The sequence below is a fragment of the Arthrobacter sp. U41 genome, assembly GCF_007679325.1.
Taxonomy (GTDB): domain Bacteria; phylum Actinomycetota; class Actinomycetes; order Actinomycetales; family Micrococcaceae; genus Arthrobacter.
In genome coordinates, this window is sequence record NZ_VEGI01000001.1 from 1600027 (window position 1) to 1625476 (window position 25450).

Sequence of the window (25450 nt, forward strand, 5' to 3'; positions counted from 1 at the left end):
CCCTTCCGGTGGCGGCGTCGGGAGGAGACTGTGGTCCCGTCAGGTCCGGGCCAAAAAGGTGTCGGCCAGGCAGTGCTTACGTGCCAGAATCCAAACATGACCAAGGAACGCAGTGAACTGAAGAGCATCGGATACGAGATCTTCATCGGCATCCTCTCGATCCTGTCGATCGTCAATCTCGTGCTCTTGTATCTCGTGCAGGACGAGTCGCTCGACACCGTGCTCACCGTGATGAACGCCCTTTTCAGCGTGATCTTCCTCGCCGACTTCCTCTACCGAATCGTCACCGCGCCATCGGCGGGCGCCTATTTCTTCAAGCACTTCGGCTGGGCCGACCTGTTGGCCAGCGTGCCTGTTGCGCAATTCAAGATCCTGCGCGTCTTCCGGCTGGTCCGGGTGTACCGCCTGTTCCGCGAGGTCGGCAGCGGCACAATCGGCCGCGCGCTGATCAAAGATCGGGCCGGCAGCTCCCTGTACGTACTGCTGCTTATGGGCATCTTCGTGCTGGAATTCGGAAGCCTCTCCATACTCCGCGTCGAGCAGAACGCCCCGGAGGCCAACATCACCACCGCCTCGGACGCCATCTGGTACACGATCGTCACCATCTCGACGGTTGGATATGGTGACCAATATCCGGTCACCGATGCGGGCCGCACCATCGGTGCAGGCATTATCGTCCTCGGTGTCGGCATCTTCGGCACCTTCACCGGCTACTTGGCCAACTTCTTCCTGTCGCCAAGAAAGAAAGAGCAAGCACCGACGGCCAGTGCGGCCGAAGGTCCTGCCGCGACGGTCGAAGGACTCCGCCTGCGCCTCGATGCGTCCGAAGCCAAGCTCAGCGAGATCAGGAAACTGCTTGTCGAGCCAACCCAGTGAACTTCAACGCATAGTCGCTTAGAGCCCTTCGGTTCATCACTCCGGCAAAGCACTCCTGTGGACGGAGAACGGGTACTCCAGCCCGCGACACGGGCCCTGCCAGCCCGGCGGGAGCCGCACTTTCGTAGACTCATTGGAGATCCAGCTTGTTTCCGCTTGAGACAGGCCCGCCACAGGAAGAGTCATCGATGAAGATTATCGTCCTAGTAAAGGAGGTCCCCGACACCTATGGGGACCGAAAACTGAACCTTGAAACCGGCCTCGCCGATCGGGCGGCCAGCGAGACAGTCATTGATGAGATCGGTGAGCGTGCCCTGGAGCTGGCATTGACGTACGCCGACGCGAACCAGGGCACGGAGGTCGCAGTCCTCTCCCTCGCTCCGGAGGGCGCCACGGCAACGATCCGCAAGGGGCTTGCGATGGGCGCGGGCAGCGCCACCCACATCTCCGACGAGGCGCTCCGGGGTGCGGATCTTGGGCTGACCGCCGAAACCTTGGCCGCAGCGATCCGCCGCGTGGACTTCGACCTGGTGATCACCGGCAACGTCTCCACCGACGGTTCCGGCGGGATGATTCCCGCGATGCTCGCCGAATTGCTCGACGTGCCGCTTGCCAGCGGCCTCAGCTCTGTACAGATCAGCGACGGCGCCGTGTCCGGTTCCCGGCCCGTGGAATCCGGGGTGCAGCAGGTGTCGGCGGCCCTGCCCGCGGTGATTTCCATTACCGAGGCGCTTCCCGGGCCGCGCTTCCCCAATTTCAAAGGCATCATGGCCGCGAAGAAGAAGCCCGTTGAGGTGCTGACACTCGCAGACCTCGGGGTCACGGCCGACAACCCGGACGCGGCCCGGTCGATCATGCTGACCGTGGCAGAGAAACCCCCGCGGGAAGCGGGCGTCAAGATCATTGACGAGGGTGACGCCGGCGAGAAGCTCGCTGACTTCCTCATCGAAAACCGACTGGCGTAAGGAACAACCGATCATGACTGAATTCCCTCGTGACGCCATCCTCGTCGTCGTCGAAACCCAGCCTTCCGGTGAACTCGAGAAGGCAGCCCCCGGGCTCTTCGGCGCTGCCGCCGCAGCCGGAACGCCGATTGCCTTGGTGCTCGCCGCACCCGGCACCGGAAGCGCCGCCGCCGCCGCGGAGGCCGCAGACCTTGGTGCCGCGCACGTCCTGATCGCCGAGACTCCGGACCCGTCCGCGCTCGGCGTGCCGGGCGTTGACGCGCTGGCCGCCGCAGCGGAGCAGGTGCAGCCGGACGCGATACTGATCTCGCATTCCCTGAACGGGCGCGACCTTGCCGGCCGCTACGCCGTCCGATCGCGGGCAGCGGTTTCCGTCGATGTCATCGGAGTGTCCCGTGATGACGAGGGCGTCGTGGCCCACCACTCCGTCTACGGCGGCGCCTACAACGTCACGTCAACGGCCACGTTCGGGGCGCCGGTCATCACGGTCCGGCAGGGCTCCATCGAGGCGCGCGCTGCGGCCCGGCCGCCGGCGTCGGAGACCCTGGCGGTGACGCCGTCCGGGAAGCCGGCCGCCCGGATCGACTCGTTCGACGAGGCCGTTGTCGCCACCTCGCGGCCGGAACTGCGAGGCGCAGCGAAGGTTGTCGCCGGCGGCCGGGGCCTGGGGTCGGAGGAACAGTTCGCCCTGGTGGAACAGCTCGCCGATACCCTCGGCGCTGCCATCGGTGCCTCGCGGGCCGCGGTGGATGCGGGCTATGTCCCGCAGGCGCACCAGGTGGGCCAGACCGGGGTTTCCGTGTCATCCCAGCTGTACATCGCGCTGGGCATCTCCGGCGCCATCCAGCACCGGGCCGGCATGCAGACCGCGAAGACGATCGTCGCCATCAACAAGGACGGGGACGCGCCGATCTTCGAGATCGCCGACTTCGGTGTGGTGGGCGATCTCTTCACGGTGGTACCCCAGCTGATCAGCGCCCTTGAGGCCCGGAAGAAGTAGCCATGGCAACCCAGTCTCGGTCCATTCGGCGGGGCCTGCCCCGCGTCGAAGGCGGTGACCCCTGGCCTGCCGCAGGCGAGGCGCCCGCACGCATTGCCGCATCGGAACCGGCAGCCCTGTCGGAGTCTGGGTCCAACGCGGAACCGGCCACCGCCGCGCCCGCCGCCGCTCCTTCCGCTGTTTCCGCAGCGCCTGCCGCTGCCCCGGAAACGGCACCGGGTACGACGGCGGTGTCCGCTCCGGTCCCGGCCGTGACCTCCGGCGCGGCGGCCTCGCGGCAGCTTCGCCGCGGCCTGCCGCGCGTGCCGGGCGGCGAACCGTGGCCGCCCGCGGGCCAGGCTCCGGCATCGGCGGCGGCCCTGTCCGGGGCCCCCGCCACCGGCACCACACAGACGCCGACGGCGGCTGAGGCGCCGGCCGCCGCCGCGGCTGCAACTCCGCAAGAAGTGCCGGCAGCGTCGCTGCCTGCCGCTGTTCCGGCGACTGCACCCGCGGTCGCCACGCCGACGACGGGAACCACACCGCTCCGGCGCGGCCTTCCCCGCGCCCCGGGCGGTGAACCGTGGCCGCCGGCCGGACTTGCTCCGGCGGTCGCTGCTGCCCCTGCTGTCGCCGCCGCCCCCGCGGTCCAGGCCAAGCCCGAACCCAGCGCCCATGCCCCGGCTGCCGGCGCGCCGGAGACCGCTGCCGTCGTCGAGCCTCCTGCGACGGCGGAGCCGGCCGCGCCCGCGAGCGCACCCGCGGTCCCCGCCGCAGCACCGGCCGCCCCGCCAGCAACCCCGGCAACCCCGGCACCGCCGGCCGCCGCTCAAAAGCCCGTGCCGCCGAAGGCCGAGGCAAGACTCTACGGGTCGCGCACCCTGGGCCAGTGGATCAAGCGCGTGGTGCTCCTCGTCGTCGGCGCCGTGGCCGCCGCCGCGATTCTTGTGCTCGCCGCACGCGGTGTGACGACGCTGCCTGGAGTGCCGGAGTTCCTCGAAAAGTACCCCGGCGAGTACCACCTGCCTGAGGCCGCCGAGCCGGGCTTCCCGTGGTGGGCGCAGTGGACACACTTCCTGAACTTCTTCCTGATGGTGCTCATCATCCGCTCCGGCTACCAGGTGCGCACGCAGCAGAAGCCGCCGGCGTTCTGGACGCCGAAGGGCGGTGGCAAGAAGATCAGCATCAACCTCTGGCTGCACCAGTCGCTGGACATCCTGTGGCTGGCCAACGGACTCATCTTTGTGGTGCTGCTGTTCGCTTCCGGGCATTGGATGCGGATCGTCCCCACCAGCTGGGAGGTGTTCCCGAACGCGCTCTCGGCGCTCCTGCAGTACATGACACTCGACTGGCCCGTGGAGAACGGCTGGGTGAACTACAACAGCCTGCAGCAGCTCATGTACTTCGTTGTGGTGTTCATCGCGGCCCCGCTCGCGGCCATCACGGGTGCGCGCATGAGCGAGTTCTGGCCGAAGGACGCGAAGACGCTGAACAGGATCTACCCGGTGGAGGCTGCGCGCGCCCTCCACTTCCCCACCATGTTGTTCTTCGTGCTGTTCATCCTCATCCACGTGTTCCTGGTGTTCGCGACCGGTGCGCTGCGCAACCTGAACCACATGTTCGGCGGCACCGACGAGGTTAACTGGACCGGGTTCTGGCTCTTTGCGGCCGCCATCGCCGTCACGGCGGCCGGATGGTACGCCGCCCGCCCGCTCGTGCTGGCACCCATCGCGAAGCTGTTCGGGCCGGTGAGCAGCCGCTAGGCAAGTCCCGGCCGGCGGCCTGCCGGGCTGAAAGTCTGGCACGAATGGTGCTTCAGCACGGAGTCTGGCTCAAAGAATGAATCATCTGGCTTTTAGGTTGAGATTGCAGCGAATTGGAAAGAACTGGGTGATTGCCGTCGATAGGGTGACTGGCATGGAACCAGTTCTGAAATTCGCACGGCATTGGGGCGCCCCGGTTGCGGCCGTCCCTTTCTTCTTCCTGTGGTGGGCGGCCGAGGTAGGCAGGATGGATGGGTATTTGTTGACATGGTCAGGGACCTGGTCGCTCGCCTTGATGACATTGGCCATTGCCACGGCCTCCTGGAAACCGCTGGTGTCACTCGGCTTCACGGCCGCGCTCCTCGCCGGACAGTTGAGCTACGCACTGCCGCAAATGGCCTCCAACCACTGGGCAATCTACTTGGGTTCCTTTATTGCCCTCGGCTTCATCGTGTGGACCGCGCCTCCACGGATACGCTACATCGCAGCGGGCGCCAATCTGGCGTTCGTGGGCCTCATGACCGTCCTTTTGCTCTCTTGGAGGTACGGCGGAGGCGTCGGCTGGTTCATGCCCATGTACTTCGGTGACAGGCCGATGTTCATGACCTATGGCCCGCAGCTGTTCGCTTTCCTCCTGGTGATTGCCGGGGGCTGTGCCGCCGTCGGGCTTCTGCTGGCGTTGTACCAGGAACGTGGCAGTCTGTTCCGGGCACGCGAACTGGCCCAAAACAGCCTGAAAGAGACCGAAGTCGATCTCATCGTGGAACAGGAACGCACCCGCATCGCGCGGGATCTCCACGACGTCCTGGCGCATTCCCTGGCTGTCATTGCCGCCCAGGCAGATGGCACCCGCTACCTGAGCAAGGAGCAGCCCAAGGCGGTGCTAAACGCCCTCGACACCATCGCACGGTCGGCCCGCAGCGCCTTGGTGGATGCCCAGCGCGTGATTGAGGGTGTCCGTGATGACGGCCTGGTGACACCTCAACCGCGCCTGAGCGACATCCCGGCTCTCATCGACGGCATGCAGCGGGGCAGTTTGAAGATTCATTCCAGCGAATCCGGGACACCGGTAAAGCTCTCCACCGGACAGCAGGTCGCCGTTTTCCGGATTGTGCAGGAGTGCCTGACAAATGCGCTGAAACATGGCGGGCGCGGCACGGACGTGCGGCTCCACTTTGACTGGAGCGGGCCGGGCCTCACCCTCCACGCGGCCTCGGCCGTCGCCGCGGCCGGCAAGGACGACGCTGTTGAGGCCACTCCCCGGGTGGGGCGCGGACTCCCCGGCATGCGAGAACGCGCCCACCTGGCGGGCGGCTGGCTGACGGCCGGACCCGACGGCGAACACTTCCGCGTGACCGTTTTCATCCCCTTCGGATCCCGGGAATCCATGCCGGGCGATCGCCATCCCGGCACTGACATCCAGGCCTCGATCACCGCATCTGAAGACCGGGAAGCCCAGCCGGTGTTGGCGGCAATCGGCGTGACCAGCGGGACAGACTCTGTACGGGACGCGGACCACCGTGGCTGATGCCGGGGCACGCATCACCGTGGCCCTGGTGGATGACCAGCCCCTGTTCAGGGCAGGTATCCGCATGCTCATCGAGAGCCAGGAGGACATGGAGTTGGCCGGCGAAGCCGCCGACGGGGAACAGGCGTTGGCCCTGGCGGCCGAACGTCGTCCGGACGTGTTGCTGATGGACCTGCGTATGCCTGTCCTCGACGGCGTGGAAGCCACCCGGCGGATCGTGCAGCACGCCACGTCCACCGGCAGCGACAAGCCCAAGATCATTGCGCTGACCACTTTCAACCGGGATCAGGCGGTGGTCCAGGCGGTACAGGCCGGAGCCAGCGGGTATCTCCTCAAGAGCGCCGAACCGGAATTCCTGCTGGCCGCGATACGCACTGTCCACTCCGGGTACTCCGTGATCGCCCCTGGCTCCATACATTCCCTCTTCGAACACGCCGCGCGCAACGTCCCGGCAACGGGGCCGGACCTGTCCATCCTGAACGCCCTGTCCGCCCGGGAGCGGGACGTCTTTCTGCTGGCGGCCAAGGGCCTCAGCAATGGCGAAATGGCGGAGGCCCTGTTCGTCTCGGAAGCGACCGTAAAAACCCATCTGCGGAGCGTCCTCGACAAACTGGAACTCCGCACCCGGCTTCAACTGGTAGCTTTCGCCCACGAACGCCGCCTGCTGGGCGCCTGAGGGGCGGAGCAAACGGCGTTCGTGGTGACCGAGTACCGGCGAGGTAACAAAACCTTCGAGTTTCCGCAGGCACGGAGCGTGCGCGTCGTCAGCAGGTGCTCGCGGGTTTCGGCCCAGTGCTGCTGCCATCCCTAGTCGACACGCCGCACCTCGGCGCGGCCCTCCAGCATCGAGACAGCCGCTAGACGAGGGGCCCGCTCGTCAGTTTTTCCCGCTATCGCCGCATTCGGTGCCGTGGTACGTTCAGCGTGATCAGGATGTCCTTACGTGGCTCCTATCCGGCCCGGCTCCTGGCACAACCCCAGAAAGCAGAGGCAACGATGCCAACATTGATGATTTTCCACGAAGTCGACGACGTTGAGCACTGGCTCAGCTCACCTAAGCGGGAAGAAGTCTTCGGGCCGCTGGGCATCACGGTCCGAACCTTCATCGACCCGGCCAAGAGCAACCGTGTGGGCCTGGTCGCCGAGGTCCCCGACATGGAAGCGTTCCAGCGGATTATGGAGTCCGAAGCGGCAGCCGAAGCGATGAAATTCGACGGCGTCCGTCCGGACACCATCCTGGTGCTCATCGAACCCTAGGCGCATCGGGGCGCTACGCCGAGCCAACGACAGCTGGAAGTTGGCCTCGTTCATCCCGCTGATCGACGCGTCCTTGGAACCCGCTCTACTGCTGCGCCATCAGCCGGGCTATTTCGGCGTCATCGTCGCGGATCAGCTCGCCCGACACCTCGACGGTGACCGAGTGGATCGTGCCCGTGAATGTGAACGGCGGCTGGTAGCTCTCGGTCGCCGGCGCGCCAAAGTCGTAACCACAGCTCAAGCCCTCGAGTTCGAAGAGGAGCGGCGTGGTGTACGGGAAGTCTGCGTTCCCGACGAGCTTGCCGTCGATGTAGAGCTGGGCACGTCCGGGCGTTCCTTTGCCCACCTTGAAGTCAGGCTTGCCAGTGGGCTCGAACTCGTAGCGAACGGCATGCCGTCCAGGAAGCAGCGGTTCGGGCGAGGACACCTCGAACTTTTCGCGTCCGACATAGTTGTACACATACCGCGGGCGTCCGTCTTCCACGAAGAAGGTGTAGCCGCCGGCATCTCCACCCTGCGCGATGAGAACGCCGTTTGCGCCGCCGGCCGGAATCTCGACGTCGGCCTCGATGGAGTGGGGCCGGTTGTAGATGGGTGGCGCCGCGAAAGCCGGAACCAGCGAGGTGTGCGGACGATAGATGAACCGGGTGCGGGGCCTCGAGGTCTGCGGACGCTCCGTCGTCAGACGTGCCTGAAGCGAACCGTCCAGCGGTAGCACTTTGTACTTCTCGGCTTCCTTCCACCAAAGGGCAATCAACTCCCGCAGCCGGTCGGGGTGCTCGGCTGCGACGTTGGATGACTCGGTGGGATCGTCGTTGATGTCGTAGAGCTCCCAGCCGCTCGCGTCGAGCTGCTCGAGGACGTCCGGCGTGATCGGATCACCGAGCCGGCGACCCATGGCTGCGGACTCGGTGAAATTCGGCCCCGGCCAGGGACACACCGCCCGCCACCCGTCGTGGTAGATCGCCCTGTGGCCGAACATCTCGAAGTACTGCGTCATGTGGCTGGTCGGCGCGTCCGCCGCGTCGAAGGAACTGGCGAAGCTGACCCCTTCGATTGGCGCCTGGGTGACTCCACGCACGGCGGCCGGCGGCTCGACACCAAGAGCGTCCAGAACGGTCGGCACCAGGTCGATTGCGTGGGCGTACTGGCTGCGGACTTCGCCGCGGGCCGCGATCCTCGCCGGCCAGGCGACGACGAACGGGTCGGTCGCCCCGCCGCGGTACGTCTCTCGCTTCCAGCGTCGGAACGGCGTGTTGCCCGCCCAGGTCCAGCCCCACGGGTAGTGGTTGTACGTCCGCGTGCCGCCCAGCTCGTCGATCATGGCGAGATTGTCGTCGAAGTTCTCGGGGACCTGATTGAAGAACAGCATCTCGTTGAAGGAGCCCGTCACGCCACCTTCGGCCGAGGCGCCGTTGTCCGAGATGACCATAACCAGCGTGTTCTCAAGCTCGCCGATCTGCTCGATAGTGTCCAGCAAGCGCCCAAGGTGGTGATCCGCGTGCGAGACGAAACCGGCGTAGACCTCCATCATGCGGGCGTACAACCGGTGCTCGTCGTCGCTCAGCGAGCTCCACTCCGGAACGTCAGGGTCCCGCAGCGATAGTTCGGCGTCGGCCGGGAACAGGCCGATCTTCTTTTGCTGGGCGAACACGGTTTCGCGGTAGGCGTCCCAACCGTCGTCGAACTTGCCGCGGTAGCGGTCGGCCCAATCCTTCGGGACGTGGTGCGGGGCGTGTCCCGCCCCGGAGGCGTAGTACAAAAAGAACGGCTTCTCCGGCGCGTTGGCCTCACTGTCCAGGATCATTTTGATCGCCTGGTCCGCCAGGTCCTCGCTCAGGTGGTAACCGTCCTCCGGCGGCCGCGGCTGCCGAACCGATGCGTTGTCCTGGATAAGGTCGGGATACCACTGGTTGGTCTCCCCACCAAGGAATCCGTAGTACCGCTCGAAACCTCGCCCGAGAGGCCGGCGGTGGAACGGTCCGGCCGGGGAGTTGTCCTCAGACGGCGACAGGTGCCACTTGCCCACGCAGAACGTGTTGTAGCCGTAGTCGATCAACATCTCGGGCAGCAACCCATTCTCGAACGGCATCCGCCCGTCGTAGCCCGGAAAGCCGGTTGCCAGCTCCATGATGCTGGCGACTCCATTGGAGTGATGGTTGCGGCCGGTGAGGATGCACGACCGGCTCGGTGAGCATAACGCCGTCGTGTGCATGTTCGCGTACCGCAGACCCCTCGCCGCGACACGGTCGATGTTCGGCGTCTCCACCAGTCCGCCGAAGCAGGAAAGCTGTCCGTAACCCACGTCGTCGAGCACGACGAGCAGCACGTTCGGCGCTCCCTCGGGGGCCCGTTGAGGAGAGGGCCAGGCCGGCTCCGACTCCTCGACTGTCCGCCCGGCCACGCCGGGGAACGGGTCACCGGGTGTGTACTCCGTGATTGACATGGGACTCCCCTGGGTTGTTGTTTTGCTGGCTTGCCATTCACTCTGCTCCGCCCCGCCGGCCTCCGCCTCACCCATAGGGAATGAGCCTGTTGGCCAGGACGCGCCGGATAGGCATCCGCGGCCGCTTAAACGTCCCGTTGGACTTCCGACGGCGTCTGGAACCAAGGCGCGGTAGCAAGTAGCATCGGCTCAAGCCATGGCGCGCCGGCGACATCCGGTCCCACCGGACGTAGCAGCCGGCCCATGCGGAACGGGAAGGATGACCCCCGGAATGCCCGAAACGCCGACGATGCTGCATATTCCGGCCGGTGAGTTCCTGATGGGATCGGACGCGTTTTACTCCGACGAAGGACCCCCGCACCGGGTCCGCGTACCGGCCTTCGAGCTCGATGCCCGCCCCGTCACCAACGCGGAATTCGCCGTGTTTGTTGCGGCCACGGGTTACCTGACAGTGGCCGAGCGGCCGCTGCACCCGGCGGACTTTCCCGACCTGTCGCCCGGCGACCTGGCCCCCGGCGGGCTGGTTTTCACGCCTTCCGCCGGCCCGGTGGACCTGGGCGACTGGAGACAATGGTGGCGCTGGGTCCCGGGGGCGTGCTGGCAGCAGCCGCTGGGCCCCGGGTCCTCAATCGAAGGCCGGGAGGGCCACCCGGCCGTGCAGGTATCCTTCGCCGACGCCGGCGCCTATGCGGCCTGGGCCGGCAAACGGCTGCCGGACGAAGCCGAGTGGGAATTTGCGGCAAGGGGCGGACTATCCGATGCGTTCACCTATGCATGGGGAAACGAGGCGAGCCCGGACGGTGTGCTTATGGCCAACACCTGGCAGGGGCGTTTCCCGTACCTCCAGACGGGCGCGGACGGGTGGAAGGGAACCTCCCCGGTCGGGACATTCCCGCCCAACGGGTACGGGCTCTCCGACATGATCGGCAACGTGTGGGAATGGACCAGAAGCTACTATTCGGCCCGCCACGAAGCGGTCGCAGGAGCCGGGACTCACGGCCGGGCAGGCGGATGCGCATGTTCGCCGCAGCGGGATGAGGCCGCCGCAAGCGCGGAGCCCGGGTCCGGCATCCCGCGCCGCGTGCTCAAGGGAGGCTCGCACCTGTGCGCTCCGGAGTACTGCCTGCGCTACCGCCCGGCCGCGCGTTCCCCGCAGACCGAGGACACGGCAACCTCGCATATCGGCTTCCGGTGCGCACGTTCCCTGGACGCGGATCACTAATCCGGGAAAGCCCAGGGACGTGCCCCAACGAGTTCGGGCCGCGCAGCAGCAGTGTTCCCTAGTCGGATGGACCTAGATCCGGCGCCTGCGCGGACCGACGTGAGAGCCGCACCGACGGACGGCGGCCTTGGCTACGGCGCTGCTACCGCGGGTGACTCCTGCGAGTGACATCACGGCATCAGATCTGCTGCGGCTGCCGGCATGGCGTGCATGGGCAGGTTCTTTTGGGCATCAGAACCACCAGCTCTGGATGCCTCCACCCGCCACTCCAATCCGAGAGCTGTCGGTCGCGATACTCATGTGTTGCTCACGATTGTTTCCTTCGGCTTGAGGACACGGGCTGCCCAGCGCAGAATGTCTTCACGTCCTGAGCAAGGTTTTCTCAAGGTCGTTGGAGTAACTGTTGGGACCGTCACATAGTTGGCTTCCTAGCCGGATCCACGGGACGGCTTGCCGCCCCCACCGGCAGGGCCCGAGGCCTCAGCCGCCGTGAGTCAACACGGGGTAGTGCATCCGAAAGCGCGAACATACCTGCGCATCTTTGCCACATTTACCTTAGGCTCACACGGGCCGCGGACCATCGGAGACACCAATGAACATGCGGAACAATCATCGAACCCAAGCCACCGCGCTGCTGGCAGCGGGGATCCTGGGCATTTCGGCCATCCCCGCAGCGGCAGCACCGCCTTCCGATGCATCAGGGGCAGTGACATTCCCGGCGGGTTCACTGTGCGAATTCGCCGTGCGCCTCGACATCACCGGTAAGGCGAAGACGATTGGCTCAGAGCCGGGCACGCACAAGGTCATCTCTCCTGGCTTCAAGGTCACAACTACGGCCGTGGACGACCTAGGTAACCCCATTAGCGCCCCCGTGCGATACACGGCCACAGGGACCGTATTCTTCACATTGACCGACCGCAGCGTCGGACCGGACTACTACGAGGTCAAGGCGACCGGGCAAAACCTTCTGTTCGTGCCCAACGCGGATGGTTCGACGGACCTCATCTACGTGGTTGGCAACGTCAACTACGCGGTGGAACTCGACAAGGCCACAGAAGTAAGGCCGTTCAGCGGAGCGGCCCGCAAGACGAATATCTGCGGTCCACTGGCTTGAGCTAAGTCCAGGCATGACCGCACCGAAGGCTCACAACGGGAAACCAATGGGTCGTCGCTGTCGAGCAATACGTTCACACGCTGCGGACGACGGCGGGACTTCCGCCGTCGTCCGTTTGCGTTGGGTGCCGCTCCCCACGGGAGTCCGTGGACCGCAACGAACGACAGGTTCGCGATCTTTCATTGGACCGGAAGTCGCCGCATGATAGGCGCATGACCCACTTCGCAGCAGCCGACGAATCCGCCGTTGCAAAGGCTCAGCGCGAGCTCGAAGCGGCCGGCGTCCGCGCCGTGATCGGTACGGTGGTGAATGCTTCGGGCCTCACGCTGGCCAAGAGCGTTCCCTTGGCCCGGCTCAAAACCTTCCACGAGGCCGGCATGGGCGCTGCCCCCGTCTGGCATGTCTTCGCCATCGACGGCGGGATAGCGTTCACGGACAGCATCACCACCGTGGGCGATATGCGCCTCAGGATCGATATCGCGGGGCTTCGTGTCCTGCCCGGCGGCCGGGCCTGGGCACCGGCCAGCCTGTTCGAACAAGACGGAACCGCGTCTCCGGTCTGTGCCCGCGGCCTTCTGGGCGACGTCGACGGCAGCCTCAGGGAGGCCGGATACCAGGCTCTTATGGGCCACGAACTGGAATTCTTCCTGGTCGCCCCGGACGGTTCAGCGCTGGAAAACGCGCCCTGGGTGCCGTACGGGGCAACCGGCCTCCTGGACCGCTCGGAGTTCCTCGATGACCTGCTGTCGGCGCTGAACCAGGCCGGCCTTCCGATGGAGCAGATCCACGCCGAGTACGGCAGGAACCAGTTCGAGTTCTCCCTTCCCCCGGCCCCGCCGGTCCAGGCCGCGGACAGCGCGGTCCTCGCCAAGATCATCGTTGGCATCGCCGCCCGGGCCCACGGCCTGCAGGCGTCGTTCTCCCCGTTGCCTTTTGCCGGCACGGTGGGGAACGGGGCCCACCAGCACATGTCGCTCCACAAGGAGGACGTGCCGCTGTTCTCCGGCGGCAGCGGACCGCACGGCATCGGCGCCGAGGGAGGCGCAGCCATTGGCGGAATCATCGCAGGACTCCCCGAAATCCAGGGGTTCCTCACGGGATCAGTCCTGTCCGGAAGCCGCCTGGCCCCCGGCACGTGGGCGGGCGCCTACTTGTGTTGGGGCCTGGAAAACCGGGAAGCCTCCGTGCGCTTCCTGAAAGAGGGCCGGAGCAATCCGCACGGAGCCAATATCGAGGTGAAAATCGTCGATCCGTCGTCCAACGTGTATCTTGCCTCCGCAGCCATCCTGGCACTCGCCCAGAACGGCATCCGCGGGGAGCGCCGGCTTCCAGCGGAAATCCCGGGCGACCCCGGACGACTTTCGGACGACGATCGGCGCCGGGCCAACGTCCAGCTGCTCGCAGACTCCCCAGCCGCCATCATCGACACACTGGACACGTCACGCCTGGCGCGCAGGCTGCTCGGAGACGCCATCGTCGATGCCACGGTGGCCGTCCGGCGCTACGAACAGCGGATCTCCGCGGGCCTGCCGCCGCACGAGCTGGCCGAACGCTTTCGACTGGCCTGGTCGATCTAATGGCGGACGGCTCCTTCCCGGACTTCGTGGACCACGTCAGCCTTGTCGATCACCACGTGCACGGCGCGTTTTCCGCCGACGGCGATGAGGCTCGCTTCCAGAACGCGCTCAACGAGGGGAACACCGAACCGCTGACCACCCCGGAGGACGCTTACACCACACAACTCGGGCTCGCCATCCGCCGCTGGTGCAGCGGCATTCTTGACCTGCCCCGGCACGCCCCACCGGCGGACTACTGGAGCCGGCGCTCCGAACTGGGAGAACTCGAGGTGTGCCGGCGCATGACCCGCGCTGCCGGGGTGACCGACTGGCTGGTCGACACAGGACTGGAGGGCCCTGACTACCTCGGCACGGCCGGCCTGGCCGGCGTCTCCGGCGGGCGGACCCACCAGATCGTGCGGTTGGAACACGTTGCCGAGGCGCTGCTCCGGGAGATTGCCAACCCGGCAGATTACATCGACGAGTTCGGCCAGCGGCTTCACGAGCTCACCCACAGCGCCGTGGGCGTCAAGACGGTGCTGGCCTACCGCACCGGGTTCGATCGGGATCTCAGCCGGCCGGCACCGGCTGCGGTCGCGGAAGCAGCCCGCCGCTGGCAGCAGAACTCCCGCACCGACGCGAAGCTCACCGACCTGACCCTTATTGCCCACGGGATCCACACGGCGGTATCGATCAAGCTTCCGCTGCAATTCCACGTCGGTTTCGGTGACCGCGACCTGGACCTGCACAAAACCAATCCCCTGTACCTCCTGGACTTTCTCCGGTCCGCCGAGGTCAGGGACACCCCCATCATGCTGCTCCACTGCTATCCGTACGAGCGCGAAGCCGGCTATCTGGCCCACGCCTTTGAAAACGTCTACCTCGATGTGGGCCTTGCCGTGAACTTCACCGGGTCACGGAGCCGGGATCTGGTGGCCCGCTCCTTCGAACTGGCCCCCTTCACCAAAATCCTCTACTCCTCCGACGCATTCGGCCCCGCGGAACTCCACTACCTCGGGGCGAAACTGTGGCGCAACGCCATCACCAAGGTTGTCGGCGGCTGGATCGACGACGACGACTGTTCCGCGGCTGATGCCCGCAGGATCGTGCAACTCGTCGCACGCGACAACGCCCGCCGGGTCTACGCGCTCCCCTAAGCGCCGCCCGGAATCTGCTGCCAGAACTCGTGGACGCGCGCATTCCACTCGTCCGGAATCTCCTGGAAGGGCTGGTGGGATTCCTCCGGCATCACCTCGAACTGTGCGCCCGGTATACGACGGGCCACGTCCTGGCCGAGTTCCGGCCGGCTCATCGGGTCCACCCCGCCCGCCAGGACCAGCGTGGGCGCGTTGATCTGCCCCAGCCGGTCTGCCGTCTGGTGGACCACGAAGGCGTCAAGGAACTTCAGGAAATCGCCGGTGGACTGCTGATACGGGAACGCGAGGGCGTCCTCGATGATCTGGCTGACCATTCCGTTGTTGTGTGCCCGCGGCGTATAGACCAGCAGGAAGAAGAACTCCAGGAATGCGCGTTCGTCCGGTGCCAGCTCCGCCTGCCAGTGGATGGCCCGGGCGAGCGTTTTCATGTATTTGTCCATTGCGGGCCACGTGCTCTGCAGCACCAGGCTTCGGACCAGCTCCGGGTGCCGGAGGGCAAGTTCCTGGGCGATGATGCTACCGCCGGAGAACCCCGCAACATGCGCCGAGGGGACGTCGAGACCCCGCAGCACCGCGGCCGCGTCGTCCGCCATCGCCTCGACGGTCGGTTGCCCCTCCGGCATGGCCGTGCGGCCCGCACCCCGGTTATCAAACGCCGTCATCCGGTAGCGGTCCGCCAGCCCGTCCAGCTGGAACTGCCAGGACTCGACAGTGTCCCCCAGCCCGCCGATCAGCAGGACATCCGGCCCGTCGCCCACCTGCTCCGTCCAGATTTCCAGGTCCCCCGCTTTCACATAGCGCCCCATGGCGGCCCTCCTGTCGTGTTCGGCCGCGGGCTGAACGGTCCTGCCGGTGCCGGCGCCGGCCCGCGCCCGGCATCCCTGCGGCCAGTCCATTCGCAATCTACTCTCCCGTGCGCGGGGTGCCTAGGGCGGACTGAATGGCCGGGCGGCACGGCCATGCAGGCGGGCACACCACGCTGTCCGTTGACCGTTGTCCGGGCGCCGCCGGCGAATCTATACTGTGGGCACCGCGAACCTGTTCCAGTCCTTGGCGGCTGGAAGTATCACCCTGCAGCGCCGATTCCGGCGAGATCAATTCCACTATTGGACACCACCATTTACCAAGGGGTGCCAGCCCCTTGGCACGGAAGCAGCAGACCGATGAACACAATGCATCAGGAAGAGCAGGGCGGCGGCGTGGACCGCGCCCTGGAGGAGTTGCGCGGACGCCTGGCGGGGGCGGTGATCGAACCGCAGGACCCCTTGTACGACGAGGCCCGGGCGGTCTGGAACGGCATGATCGACGTGCGTCCGCGGGCGGTCATCCGGGCGGGCGCCGTCGGAGACATTGATCCCGTTCTTCAGACGGCCCGGCGCACCGGCCTGCCGCTTGCCGTCCGCGGCGGCGGGCACAACATCGCCGGCCACGGCACGGTCGACGGCGGCCTCGTGCTGGATCTGGGCCAGTTGCGCGGTGTGGACGTCGACGTCGAACGCCGGCTCGTGACGGTGGAACCCGGGGCGACCCTGGCCGACGTCGACCAGGCCACCGTTACGCACGGACTGGCCGTGCCGCTCGGCGTGATCAGTGCAACCGGGGTCGCGGGACTGACGCTCGGCGGCGGCGTGGGCTGGCTGACCCGGCCCGGCGGGCTGAGCCTGGACAACCTGGCCTCCGCCGACGTCGTCACCGCCACCGGAGAGCACCTGCACGCCAGCGAACAGGAGAACCCCGAGCTGTTCTGGGGGCTGCGCGGCGGAGGCGGGAACTTCGGGGTGGTCTCTTCCTTCACCTTCCGGGCCCGGCCGCTGCCGGATGCCGTCCTGGGTGGGAACTTCTTCTACCGCGCGCCACGCTGGAAGAGCGCGCTGGGCGCGTTTGATCAGTGGACACAGGATCTGCCCGATGAGATGAACGCGATCATCTCCTTCCTGGTGCTCCCGCCCGACCTCGAGATGGGCGAGGAACCGTGGATGATCATCGGATTTGCCTGGGCGTCGGAGGACCACCAGCCCGGGCTCGAGCTGATCGAGCAGCTACGCGCCGCCGCGCCGCCGGACGAGGAGGAAGTCGCGCCCACCGACTGGCTGGCGTGGCAGTCCGCCATGGACAGCCTCTTCCCCAAGGGCTCCCGGGGGTACTGGAAGAACTTGTCGTTCTCCCGGCTGGACGAGGCCGCCGTCGACGTTCTGGTCGGTTTCGCCTCCGAGGTGACCTGGATGGGGACCGGGATTGATATCCACCACATGGAAGGGGCCTTCGGGCGTGTGCCGGAGGACGCCACAGCGTTTCCCAACCGCTCGGCGAAATACTGGCTGAACATCTACGGTTTCTGGAACGATCCCGCGGAGGACCAGCGGCTGAGCGAATTCGCCCGGAAGGCCCACGCCCTCATGCAGCCGTTCGGCGAGCAGGGCGAGTACGTTAACTTCCTCGGCGCGGAAACCGGGCAGGACGCCATCGAGGCCGCACGTCAGGCCTACGGCCCGGACACCTATGACCGGCTGGTGGCGCTGAAGAACCGTTTCGACCCGGACAACGTCTTCCGCCTCAACCACAACATCGTGCCGACCTCCGGCTGAGACGGCGACGGCAGGCTCAGATGCCTGGTTCCTCTTCCTCCGCCAGTCTGATCATGCGCAGTTCGTCCTCCACCGCGCGGGAAGGCCAGTAGTCCTTCGCCAGTTCACTGGCCCGGATTTTGTCTGCTGACGGGACCAGCTTGCTGAGCAGCCCGGCCGCCTGAAGCAGGGCGATCAGCGCTTTAGTCCTGGCATCGGGTGCCTTGGCGTCAGGCGCCGCGGGTGCGGGCGTCGCGGCAGCAGGGGCGCCGGCGTCGGGCGCCGTGGCTTCAGGCGCCGCGGAGTCAGGCGTCCCGGCGTCGGTTGCCGCGGTATCCGGCGCCCCGGCATCGGGCTTCCCGGATTCCGACGGCGAAGCGCCGAGTGCCGCTTGGATCTTTTCCAGGAGCGCCGCCTCCGGAGCGTGGTCCTTCTCCGGGTACCGCACGCTCCGGAAGACGCCCAGGTGTTTCTCGCCGACGTGTTCCACGATGCCCCGAGCCGCCATGCCCTCGTAGACGCGCTGCATTTCGGCGCGGCCCTCCAGCATGGAAATCCACCGCTTGGGCGTGTGCGGGCGGGACTTTCCACGGATGAGGTCCAGCTCGTGCTGCAGGTCCGTCTGCGGGGCGGCGTCTCTAGCCCTGACGTGCTTCCCCTGCAGCCCGATCGCACCGATCAGCTCCAGCTCGGCCAGTATTGCCCCGGCCAGAGTGGTCCTGAGGGCGAACATCGGCACCTCAGGTTTGCCGTCGTGGTCGTTCGTTGCGAGAAGGAGGAAGGCCTGGGGAAGATTCAGCTCCGCCGCCTGCGGCGTTTCAGCGTTCATAGGAACATCGTGGCGCAGGTGGGCATCCACCACAATGGGAACTTGCCGGCGTCGACGTCGGCGTCTGCACTCCGAAACCTCGCGGCCCAGGAAACGGACCTTACCCAATAAAGATCATCATGCTTACTATTGAGGCTCCGGCAGCTGTTCACACGTGCGCTGCTGGAACCGCCAATCCGAGGAGCGCCGATGCCGCTGAGCAAGGGAACACCCGTGGAATCCGAAGTCCTTATTATCGGCGGCGGCAACGCCGGCGTCTCCCTGGCAGCGCGCCTCCATCGCTACGGCGTGAAGGATGTGGCCGTGGTGGAGCCGCAGGACACCCACTTTTACCAGCCGCTGTTCTCACACATCGCCGGCGGGAGGGCGAACGCATCGGAAGCCACCCGTCCCCAGCGCTCGGTCATGCCGCAGGGCGTGGAATGGATCCGGGACAGCGCGGTGGACATCGACCCGGAGAGCAACACGGTGTCGCTGGCGTCGGGCCGCCAGTTGGGGTTCGGGCACCTGGTGGTCTGCCCCGGCCTGCAGCTGGATTGGGACAAGATCCCGGGCCTGGCCGACGCCGTCCACTCCCCCTCCGGAGCGTCCCACTATGAGTTCACCCTGGCCGCCAAGTCTTGGAGACTGCTCCATGGACTCAAAGCCGGGACCGCGGTTTTCACCATGCCCTCCGGCCCCATCAAGTGCGGCGGGGCCGCGCAGAAACCGATGTACCTGGCCTGCAATTACTGGCGGGAGCAGGGCGTCCTCCAGGACATCCGGGTGGTCATGGTGCAGCCCTACCCCACCGTGTTCGGGGTACCCGGCGTGGACGAAGAGCTGAACCGCAAGATCGCCGAGTACGGCATTGAACTGCGGCTGAACAGCGAACTGGTGTCGGTGGACGCGTCGGCGCAGAACGCGCTGATCCGGAACAATGCCACCGGGCTCGCCGAGGAGCTGCACTACGACGTGCTCAATGCGGTCCCGCCGCAGTCGGCCCCGGACTGGCTGAAGGCCACGGAGCTGCCCGCACCCGGCGACCCGGGCGGATTTGTGGACGTGGATCCGCAGACCCTCCGGCACGTCCGTTTTCCGAACATCTGGTCCTTGGGGGACGCCGCGGCCACCACCAATTCCAAGTCCGGCGGTGCGTTGCGAAAGCAGACGAAGGTCCTGGCCAAGAACCTGGTCGCGGCCCGGGAGGGGAAACCCCTGACGGAGAAGTACGACGGATACTCGGTGTGCCCCTTCACGGTGGCCCGCTCTTCGGTTGTCTTCGCCGAGTTTGATGACCAGTACCGGCCCATGCCCTCAATCCCGAAGGTGCCAACGTGGAAAGCGAGCCGGGCATCGTGGATAGTGGACCGTGACATCTTCCCCAAGGTCTACTGGAACCTGATCCTCAAGGGTCGCGCTTAGGCCTGACCGGCCGCCACCTGCCGGTTATCAAGTTCCAGGCGACGGCGCGGATCAGCAGGCATAAGCTGGTTGAGCAACGTCTTTTCCATCACCGGGGAGGTCAGCATGGGCACTGAAACCGCCGACGTGATCGGCCATGATGTCACCACCATCACCTGCGTGTGCGGAAACACCGTCAGCAAGGACGGGTTGATCCAGGCCAATGCACAGGGCGTCCCCATCTACGGCGGGGACAGCACCCCGGTCCCCGCCGGACTGGCGGTGTGGCCCGCGGACGAGGATCTGTACACCCTGTGCCCCTCCTGCGGCCGGGTGTACTGCGACTCGGTCATCGAAGAGACAGGAACCGCGCCCGTCGCCTTCCGGGTCGACGTCACCACCGGCCCGATTGCCGAGGCCATCAAAGTCCACTGGCAGCTCAGCACCCAGGAATGACCCTTCAAACGGACGACGGCGGAACCTCCCGCCGTCGTCCGCTTCCGTTGTTCACTCAGGAGGGTCATGACCGGCTGACCGGTGTCTTGACCTGGTCCTCCCGGCGCTCCGTCTGACGCGTACGCGGCCGGCGATTCCGCAGTCGTCGTCGCGTGCCTTGACCGCTGAACGGTGGCCGGGGAGCACCGAACCGGGGGCCGCTCCAGTACCGTCCGCCGATCAGGATGCCGGCGAGGACGCCGTACGCCCACGCCGATGGAAGACCCATCTGGTCGGTGGCGCCGCCTATGAACATCAACGCAAACCAGGGAACCGGTATCGCCAGCAGGAGCCCGTCCCTGACTGGCAGGGGCGGCGGAAAACGGAATAGGGCCCAGCCGGCGATGACGGCAACGGCGAGGACGGCAACGGCAAGCACCGACGGGGAGAGCAGAACGAGCTGGGCTACGCCCATTCCGAGCAGCACAAGCACACAGACAGCATTGACCACCGCAAGGCGCCACCCGCCCGTAAAACTGCCGTCGGCTTCAGGGCTGCGCTTACGCGCCTGCTTGAATTCCGTCCCGGCACCCGGGCCGAACCACACATATGCGCCGGCAATTCCGCCTACGACAAACCCGACGAACCACGGCCCCGCCGCCGGAATGCCCAGATCATCGTCAACGGTGATCGAGATCAACGTTACATAGTTCAGGAAGAACGTCCCGAACATCACCGTAAACGCACGGACCGATTGCGAGACGACGCGATACACGAGAACTGCGTAGGCAGCCGCCACCGCCAGGAACAGTGACGCCTCAAGGAGCCCGTCGCCGGCGACCCACACGAACATCCCCAACATCAGGGCAATCATCCCGGCCCGGAGGAGCAACACACCCCGTTGATCCTTCTTACGCGCTTCAGCAACACCCTCAGTCATGGGCCAATCCTACGGACGCACCGAGCTGCCACACGCCTCGTGCCTCCCGTTGACCGAAGTGCTGCCGGCAATGATGGCGTCGGGCTAACCCTGAACATCAAGGCCTACGACATGACGCCGCTAATGCGGGCCATTGATTTCCATGAGGCCACAGGCCGCTGGCCCGGCCGACCGGAAGTCAGCGCAGAGACTTCCGGTCAATGACCTTTGGCGCTTAGTTATAGAGGGACGTGGACGACGGCGGGACCTCCCGCCGTCGTCCGCTTCCGTCGGGTGCCTATTGGCTGAAGGGGACCTTTTCCCAGGCGAGAACGTCGGCGCCGTCGGCACGGTTGCCGGTGACGGTGAACCTGACGTAGTTGGTGGCGTTGGCGGATCCGTCCACGGTGACGCGCTCCAGGTCATCGGCGGCGGGCTGGCCGTAGATGTCCAGCCAGGGTGAGCCCTCGGCGAGCGGCTGGTTCTCGGCGAAGACATGGCTGTCGCCGTTGATGAGGTACACCGGGGCGTCGAAGCTGTTGGTTTCGTCGATGATGGCCTGCACGATTTCGCGGAAGCCGGACATGGTGTCAGGGTTGGCGGTCGCGGCGGCGAGCAGGGACGGGTCGAACATGTCGGCCTGAGTCATCAGGACAACGGCGCGGTCGTTGCGGCGTTCTGCGTCGGCGAAGGTGTCGCGGATCTGGGCCAGGACGGCGTCCGTCCGGTGCTCAACTTCGGCCACCTGCTCGGGCGTGGCTGTGGTTTCGCCCAGGCCGGTCCACGGCTGCAGCGAGTTGTTGCTGCCCTGGATGTTCAGCACGGAGAACGCCACCCGATTCTGGGTGAAGCGGACGTTTTCCGGCAGCCCGAGGTCCGCCTGGGTCTTGACCGGCATGGTGGCACCCAGGGTCTTGCCCGGCTCGTCAAAGAAGACATCCCGCAGCTTGTCGAGCCGTTCCAGCGGGTTGTAGGCGCCGTTGTTGGTGCGGTGGCAGTCCACCCATTCGTTGTCGCCCGGCGTGAAGACCAGCGGGTGCTCAAAGGTGTCGAACTGCGTGCGGATGTTCTCGAAGTACTCGTCCGAGCAGACCGAGGAGCCGTTCTTGATGTCGCCCACGTGGGTGACGAACTTCAGCGCGCTGTCGGCGTTGATGTCCTGGATGCGGGCGGGGAACTTCGCGATTTCGGCCTCCCCGTAGGGGATGTCGCCGATCACGCCGAACGTGAACGCCCGGCTGTCGGCAGTGTGGTCGGCGGTGTTGCCGGCGGCGGTGGCGGGCTGGGACGCAAGGAGTCCGAGCGCCAGGACGGCTGCCGCCGTCGTCGTTTTGATGGTCTTTGAAGGCATGACGGTGTTCCTCTTTTTGCGGGCTTGGGGCGTGAGGTGGGCGGTTCAGGCCGCGCGGGCCGTCAGGAACTGCTGCAGCGCGGCGAGGTGGTCTGTGTTGATGTGGTCCACACCGGCGTCGAAGAGTTCGTTCCAGACGGCCTCGCGTGCGGTGCCGGGCATGTCCGGGGTGGCCCAGAAGCGGACGCGGTAGCCATTGGCGTGCGCCTCGGCCACGTAGGCGCGCAGTTTGGCGCGCTCGGCCTCCGGCATGGGGCCCACGCCCTGCCAGGTGAAGAGCTTGGTCCAGTTGTCGCTGACCAGCGGCATCAGGCCGGCCGGCTTTCCGGAGGTGAGGTCTGCGGAACGGCCATCGTAGAAGCTGAAGCGCTTCTCCTGTGCCTGCATGGTGGCCAGCGGGCGGTTTCCGCTGATGACCGCGGTGACCGGGCCGGTCTTGGTGGTCCCGTGGCTGAAGCGGCTCATGATGTCACGGTGCTCGGCCAGTTCCTGCTCGATGGCTGCGTAGGTGGATTCGCCGTCGCTCTTGATGTCGATCAGAAGCTGCAGGCTGCCGTCCCACTTCGGGTAGACGCTATGGCCCTGGCCGCGGACCAGGTTCTGCAGCGGATCGAGGTAGAGGCTCTCTAGGGTGACGCCGGGCTGGACATCCTCACGGTCGTGGGCCACCAGCAGCTCGCCATCCACCAGCCACACGTCCGCTTCCACGCTGGTGAAGCCATGCTCCAGCGCATCGAACAGGGGGCGGTCATGCTCGTAGTCGTTGTGCGCGTGCGCCTGGGCGAGCGGCTGGCCGACGACGGCGGGAGCGGGCTTGGTCGCCTCTGCCGGGGCAGGGGCTGCTGCCGTCCCGGCCAGGGAGGCGAGGACGGCGACGGCGGTAAGGGTGGTTTTCACGAACACGGAGTACTCCTTGAATGCAGGGGATTCTCCGCCCGGCACACGGGGACGTGCCGGGCAAAAAGGGGGCGTGAAAAGACTGCTGGTCGTGGGAAAACGCCGGAGGGCGTGCTGGTGGCTGGCGGGTGAACTGGGAAGGACCATTGGAACTGTTCCCGCCCGCCGGGTAATCCCCCTGCGCGTCCATTTGTTCCAGTCACGGCCCGACTCCGGGTACCTTCATCGAATTGTCACAGGGCTGCGCTACGGTTGTCAGCACCATCAATTCATAGGGGGACTAATGGAGTTTTCAGAAAAACTTTCAGCATTGGCAGCAAAGGTGCGCCAGCAGCGGGATGTGATTCAAACGGAAGAGGCTACGAAGAATGCCTTTGTCATGCCTTTCATTTCCACAATTCTCGGCTACGACGTCTTCAACCCCATGGAAGTCGTTCCGGAGTTCATCGCGGATGTGGGTCTCAAGAAGGGCGAGAAGATCGACTACGCGATCGTCAAGGATGGCGAGGTTCAGATTCTGATCGAGTGCAAGAAGTCCACGGAACCCGTGAAGATCGAGCACGCCTCTCAGCTTTTCCGGTACTTCGCGGTGACCAACGCCAGGATCGCCATTCTTACCAACGGTGAGGTGTACCAATTTTTCACGGACCTCGATGCGCCGAACCGCATGGATGCCAAGCCCTTCCTCGTACTCGATTTGAACGACATCGATGAAACCCTCATTCCGGAGCTGCAAAAACTGTCCAAGGACGTCTTTGATCTCGACTCGATCATCAACGCGGCCGGCGAACTGAAATACATTGGTGAACTCAAGAGGACCCTCGCCGCGCAGTTCAAGGAGCCGGAGGATGAGTGGGTCAAGTTCCTAACCGGTCGGGTGTATCCGGGCCCTTACACGCAGAAGGTGCGCGAGCAGTTCACCGCGTTGGTGGCCAAGGCGTCCAAGCAGTTTCTGAACGACCAGGTGAACGAGCGGCTAAAGAAGGCCCTGGGCGCCCCGGCTTTCCCGCAGAATGACGACGCAACGGCGGCTGCCAGCGTCACCAGCGCACCTGTGGCTGAAGCGGACCTGGCCGAGGCTGACGGTTTGGAGACGACGCTGGAGGAAATCGAGGGGTACCAGATCGTGCGGGCCATCGTCTGCAGCGAGGTCAAGCCCGCTCGTGTGGTGCAGAGGGACGCCAAGTCCTATTTCGCGGTGCTGCTGGACGACAACAACCGGAAGCCGATCGCACGGCTGCACTTCAACCGCACCCAGAAGTACATCGGCATCTTCGACGACAGCAAGGAAGAGACCCGTGTGCCCATTAGCTCTCTGGAAGAGATCTACGAGCACACGGAAGCCCTCCGCGCGAGTGTGAAGAACTACCTGTGAGTGAACCAGTTGCCGACCTCGATCTGCTCCTCAGCGCAGTCGCGGCTATGCCGACACCTTGGAAGAGATGGCCAGGCGGCTATGAGCGCATGGATTCAGCATTGGTAGATGCGGTTATGTCGATCCGTTTCCGATACGGCAGACCACGCAACGACGGGTCGTGGACAGGAGCCCGGGGTGCCGTTCTGCGATATGAGAAGCACGCTGAGCACATCAGCGCTCCAGAGAGACTGCGCCATCTGGCAGGCCAGGACCCGGTTGCACTCGAAGGGATCCTGAATCGCCAGAAAGTGCATGCGGGAAAGACCAAAGCTTTTGCCATCGTGGAAGTTGCTAAGCGTTTCGCGGCCATTGGGGTCACTGAGCCAGCACACTTAGACCCGGATAACGCTGATCACAGGACCCAGTACACCGGCGTATCTGGCCTCGGCCCGGTCACATGGGAGTACTTCACCATGCTCCTCAGCCATGATGGGGTGAAGGCAGACACCTGGATCACTGAGTTCGTGGGGCGCGCGGTGGGGCGACGAGTGACTTCAGAATTTGCCGGCTCCCTCGTCAAGGAGGCTGCAGAGAAGCTTTGCGTAGAAGAAAAGGGTCTCGATCACGCCATTTGGAGCTACGCCAGCACTACAAGGCTGAAAGGTATGCCGAAAACACTCTGAGACAGAGGGAGTCTGCGTGCGATTGCGAGCCGCCGACGGCGCGGATCAGCGCCGTCGGCGGCGAGGAAACGTTAGCAAGCTCCAGCCCGCATACTAGGCGCGGCACGGTGCTTGTCTGACGGCTTTACTCGATGCGCAACGGATCGATTTGAACGCGGATCAGAAGGTC

22 protein-coding genes are annotated in these 25450 nt (G+C 65.6%); 16 read left to right on the forward strand and 6 right to left on the reverse strand.

All coding sequences use genetic code 11. The features are described from left to right. Positions 1 to 96: 96 nt before the first annotated feature. The 7 genes from FS787_RS07490 (at position 97) to FS787_RS07520 (ending at position 7368) form a co-directional block, all read left to right on the forward strand. The gene (locus FS787_RS07490) at positions 97 to 876 is read left to right on the forward strand and encodes an ion transporter (RefSeq protein WP_144671558.1); all 780 of its coding nucleotides are present in this window, start codon (positions 97 to 99) and stop codon (positions 874 to 876) included. 188 nt (positions 877 to 1064) lie between these two features. Further along, entirely contained in the window at positions 1065 to 1841 is a 777-nt protein-coding gene (locus FS787_RS07495) for an electron transfer flavoprotein subunit beta/FixA family protein (protein ID WP_144671559.1), read from the forward strand. A gap of 13 nt (positions 1842 to 1854) precedes the next feature. Then, a complete protein-coding gene (locus FS787_RS07500) occupies positions 1855 to 2841 on the forward strand; it encodes an electron transfer flavoprotein subunit alpha/FixB family protein (protein WP_144671560.1) in 987 nt (328 codons plus the stop codon). Positions 2842 to 2843: 2 nt separating this feature from the next. Beyond that, positions 2844 to 4583: a cytochrome b/b6 domain-containing protein gene (locus FS787_RS07505; protein WP_144671561.1), complete on the forward strand. Its 1740-nt coding sequence runs from the start codon at positions 2844 to 2846 to the stop codon at positions 4581 to 4583. Positions 4584 to 4845: 262 nt separating this feature from the next. Further along, positions 4846 to 6111 carry a sensor histidine kinase gene (locus FS787_RS07510; RefSeq protein WP_260982437.1) on the forward strand — a complete coding sequence of 422 codons (1266 nt, stop codon included), beginning with the start codon at positions 4846 to 4848 and terminating at the stop codon, positions 6109 to 6111. After that, positions 6104 to 6787 (forward strand): response regulator transcription factor, encoded by a 684-nt coding sequence (locus FS787_RS07515; protein WP_260982438.1) that lies wholly within the window; start codon positions 6104 to 6106, stop codon positions 6785 to 6787. Before FS787_RS07510 ends, FS787_RS07515 begins: the two co-directional genes overlap by 8 nt. A gap of 332 nt (positions 6788 to 7119) precedes the next feature. After that, positions 7120 to 7368 carry a hypothetical protein gene (locus tag FS787_RS07520; protein WP_260982439.1) on the forward strand — a complete coding sequence of 83 codons (249 nt, stop codon included), beginning with the start codon at positions 7120 to 7122 and terminating at the stop codon, positions 7366 to 7368. A gap of 85 nt (positions 7369 to 7453) precedes the next feature. On the opposite strand, the gene FS787_RS07525 is transcribed toward FS787_RS07520, so the two are convergent. Next, positions 7454 to 9814, reverse strand: a complete 2361-nt coding sequence (locus FS787_RS07525; RefSeq protein WP_144671564.1) for an arylsulfatase — start codon at positions 9812 to 9814, stop codon at positions 7454 to 7456. Between the two features lie 271 nt (positions 9815 to 10085). On the opposite strand from FS787_RS07525, the gene FS787_RS07530 reads away from it, so the two are divergent. From FS787_RS07530 to FS787_RS07545, 4 genes are all read left to right on the forward strand, one after another. After that, on the forward strand, positions 10086 to 11036 hold the full coding sequence (locus tag FS787_RS07530) for a formylglycine-generating enzyme family protein (RefSeq protein ID WP_260982440.1): 951 nt from the start codon (positions 10086 to 10088) through the stop codon (positions 11034 to 11036). 592 nt (positions 11037 to 11628) lie between these two features. Then, entirely contained in the window at positions 11629 to 12150 is a 522-nt protein-coding gene (locus FS787_RS07535; protein WP_144671565.1) for a hypothetical protein, read from the forward strand. Between the two features lie 212 nt (positions 12151 to 12362). Continuing rightward, entirely contained in the window at positions 12363 to 13727 is a 1365-nt protein-coding gene (locus tag FS787_RS07540) for a glutamine synthetase family protein (RefSeq protein WP_144671566.1), read from the forward strand. Continuing rightward, on the forward strand, positions 13727 to 14863 hold the full coding sequence (locus FS787_RS07545) for an amidohydrolase family protein (RefSeq protein ID WP_144671567.1): 1137 nt from the start codon (positions 13727 to 13729) through the stop codon (positions 14861 to 14863). Before FS787_RS07540 ends, FS787_RS07545 begins: the two co-directional genes overlap by 1 nt. Here FS787_RS07545 and FS787_RS07550 read toward each other — a convergent pair. After that, the gene (locus tag FS787_RS07550; protein WP_144672042.1) at positions 14860 to 15669 is read right to left on the reverse strand and encodes an alpha/beta fold hydrolase; all 810 of its coding nucleotides are present in this window, start codon (positions 15667 to 15669) and stop codon (positions 14860 to 14862) included. The two genes, FS787_RS07545 and FS787_RS07550, sit on opposite strands and share 4 nt — an antisense overlap. A gap of 357 nt (positions 15670 to 16026) precedes the next feature. Here FS787_RS07550 and FS787_RS07555 point away from each other — a divergent pair, with 357 nt between their 5' ends. Then, on the forward strand, positions 16027 to 17448 hold the full coding sequence (locus tag FS787_RS07555) for an FAD-binding oxidoreductase (RefSeq protein ID WP_144671568.1): 1422 nt from the start codon (positions 16027 to 16029) through the stop codon (positions 17446 to 17448). Positions 17449 to 17464: 16 nt separating this feature from the next. On the opposite strand, the gene FS787_RS07560 is transcribed toward FS787_RS07555, so the two are convergent. Then, complete coding sequence (locus FS787_RS07560; RefSeq protein WP_144671569.1) at positions 17465 to 18256, reverse strand: GPP34 family phosphoprotein; 792 nt, start codon at positions 18254 to 18256, stop codon at positions 17465 to 17467. Between the two features lie 189 nt (positions 18257 to 18445). Between FS787_RS07560 and FS787_RS07565 the strand changes: the two genes are divergently transcribed. Further along, positions 18446 to 19660, forward strand: a complete 1215-nt coding sequence (locus FS787_RS07565; protein ID WP_144671570.1) for an NAD(P)/FAD-dependent oxidoreductase — start codon at positions 18446 to 18448, stop codon at positions 19658 to 19660. Between the two features lie 69 nt (positions 19661 to 19729). Beyond that, positions 19730 to 20095 (forward strand): hypothetical protein, encoded by a 366-nt coding sequence (locus FS787_RS07570; RefSeq protein WP_260982441.1) that lies wholly within the window; start codon positions 19730 to 19732, stop codon positions 20093 to 20095. Positions 20096 to 20159: 64 nt separating this feature from the next. Here FS787_RS07570 and FS787_RS07575 read toward each other — a convergent pair whose 3' ends face one another. The 3 genes from FS787_RS07575 to FS787_RS07585 all read right to left on the reverse strand — a co-directional run bounded on the left by FS787_RS07575 (position 20160) and on the right by FS787_RS07585 (position 23247). Then, positions 20160 to 21014, reverse strand: a complete 855-nt coding sequence (locus tag FS787_RS07575) for a hypothetical protein (RefSeq protein ID WP_144671571.1) — start codon at positions 21012 to 21014, stop codon at positions 20160 to 20162. 277 nt (positions 21015 to 21291) lie between these two features. Next, positions 21292 to 22344, reverse strand: a complete 1053-nt coding sequence (locus FS787_RS07580) for a metallophosphoesterase (RefSeq protein ID WP_144671572.1) — start codon at positions 22342 to 22344, stop codon at positions 21292 to 21294. 45 nt (positions 22345 to 22389) lie between these two features. Then, a complete protein-coding gene (locus tag FS787_RS07585; protein ID WP_144671573.1) occupies positions 22390 to 23247 on the reverse strand; it encodes a phosphatidylinositol-specific phospholipase C/glycerophosphodiester phosphodiesterase family protein in 858 nt (285 codons plus the stop codon). Between the two features lie 277 nt (positions 23248 to 23524). Here FS787_RS07585 and FS787_RS07590 point away from each other — a divergent pair, with 277 nt between their 5' ends. Both FS787_RS07590 and FS787_RS07595 read left to right on the forward strand, forming a co-directional pair. Further along, complete coding sequence (locus FS787_RS07590) at positions 23525 to 24616, forward strand: type I restriction endonuclease (protein WP_144671574.1); 1092 nt, start codon at positions 23525 to 23527, stop codon at positions 24614 to 24616. Beyond that, positions 24613 to 25281 carry a hypothetical protein gene (locus FS787_RS07595; RefSeq protein WP_144671575.1) on the forward strand — a complete coding sequence of 223 codons (669 nt, stop codon included), beginning with the start codon at positions 24613 to 24615 and terminating at the stop codon, positions 25279 to 25281. Before FS787_RS07590 ends, FS787_RS07595 begins: the two co-directional genes overlap by 4 nt. Positions 25282 to 25450 lie beyond the last annotated feature (169 nt).

Bases quoted from the DNA above. Each gene is read 5' to 3' on its own strand.
- FS787_RS07490 (WP_144671558.1), top strand. From the start codon at position 97: ATGACCAAGGAACGCAGTGAACTGAAGAGCATCGGATACGAGATCTTC.
- FS787_RS07495 (WP_144671559.1), top strand. From the start codon at position 1,065: ATGAAGATTATCGTCCTAGTAAAGGAGGTCCCCGACACCTATGGGGAC.
- FS787_RS07500 (WP_144671560.1), top strand. From the start codon at position 1,855: ATGACTGAATTCCCTCGTGACGCCATCCTCGTCGTCGTCGAAACCCAG.
- FS787_RS07505 (WP_144671561.1), top strand. From the start codon at position 2,844: ATGGCAACCCAGTCTCGGTCCATTCGGCGGGGCCTGCCCCGCGTCGAA.
- FS787_RS07520 (WP_260982439.1), top strand. From the start codon at position 7,120: ATGATTTTCCACGAAGTCGACGACGTTGAGCACTGGCTCAGCTCACCT.
- FS787_RS07525 (WP_144671564.1), bottom strand. From the start codon at position 9,814: ATGTCAATCACGGAGTACACACCCGGTGACCCGTTCCCCGGCGTGGCC.
- FS787_RS07530 (WP_260982440.1), top strand. From the start codon at position 10,086: ATGCCCGAAACGCCGACGATGCTGCATATTCCGGCCGGTGAGTTCCTG.
- FS787_RS07535 (WP_144671565.1), top strand. From the start codon at position 11,629: ATGAACATGCGGAACAATCATCGAACCCAAGCCACCGCGCTGCTGGCA.
- FS787_RS07540 (WP_144671566.1), top strand. From the start codon at position 12,363: ATGACCCACTTCGCAGCAGCCGACGAATCCGCCGTTGCAAAGGCTCAG.
- FS787_RS07545 (WP_144671567.1), top strand. From the start codon at position 13,727: ATGGCGGACGGCTCCTTCCCGGACTTCGTGGACCACGTCAGCCTTGTC.
- FS787_RS07550 (WP_144672042.1), bottom strand. From the start codon at position 15,669: ATGGGGCGCTATGTGAAAGCGGGGGACCTGGAAATCTGGACGGAGCAG.
- FS787_RS07555 (WP_144671568.1), top strand. From the start codon at position 16,027: ATGAACACAATGCATCAGGAAGAGCAGGGCGGCGGCGTGGACCGCGCC.
- FS787_RS07560 (WP_144671569.1), bottom strand. From the start codon at position 18,256: ATGAACGCTGAAACGCCGCAGGCGGCGGAGCTGAATCTTCCCCAGGCC.
- FS787_RS07565 (WP_144671570.1), top strand. From the start codon at position 18,446: ATGCCGCTGAGCAAGGGAACACCCGTGGAATCCGAAGTCCTTATTATC.
- FS787_RS07575 (WP_144671571.1), bottom strand. From the start codon at position 21,014: ATGACTGAGGGTGTTGCTGAAGCGCGTAAGAAGGATCAACGGGGTGTG.
- FS787_RS07580 (WP_144671572.1), bottom strand. From the start codon at position 22,344: ATGCCTTCAAAGACCATCAAAACGACGACGGCGGCAGCCGTCCTGGCG.
- FS787_RS07590 (WP_144671574.1), top strand. From the start codon at position 23,525: ATGGAGTTTTCAGAAAAACTTTCAGCATTGGCAGCAAAGGTGCGCCAG.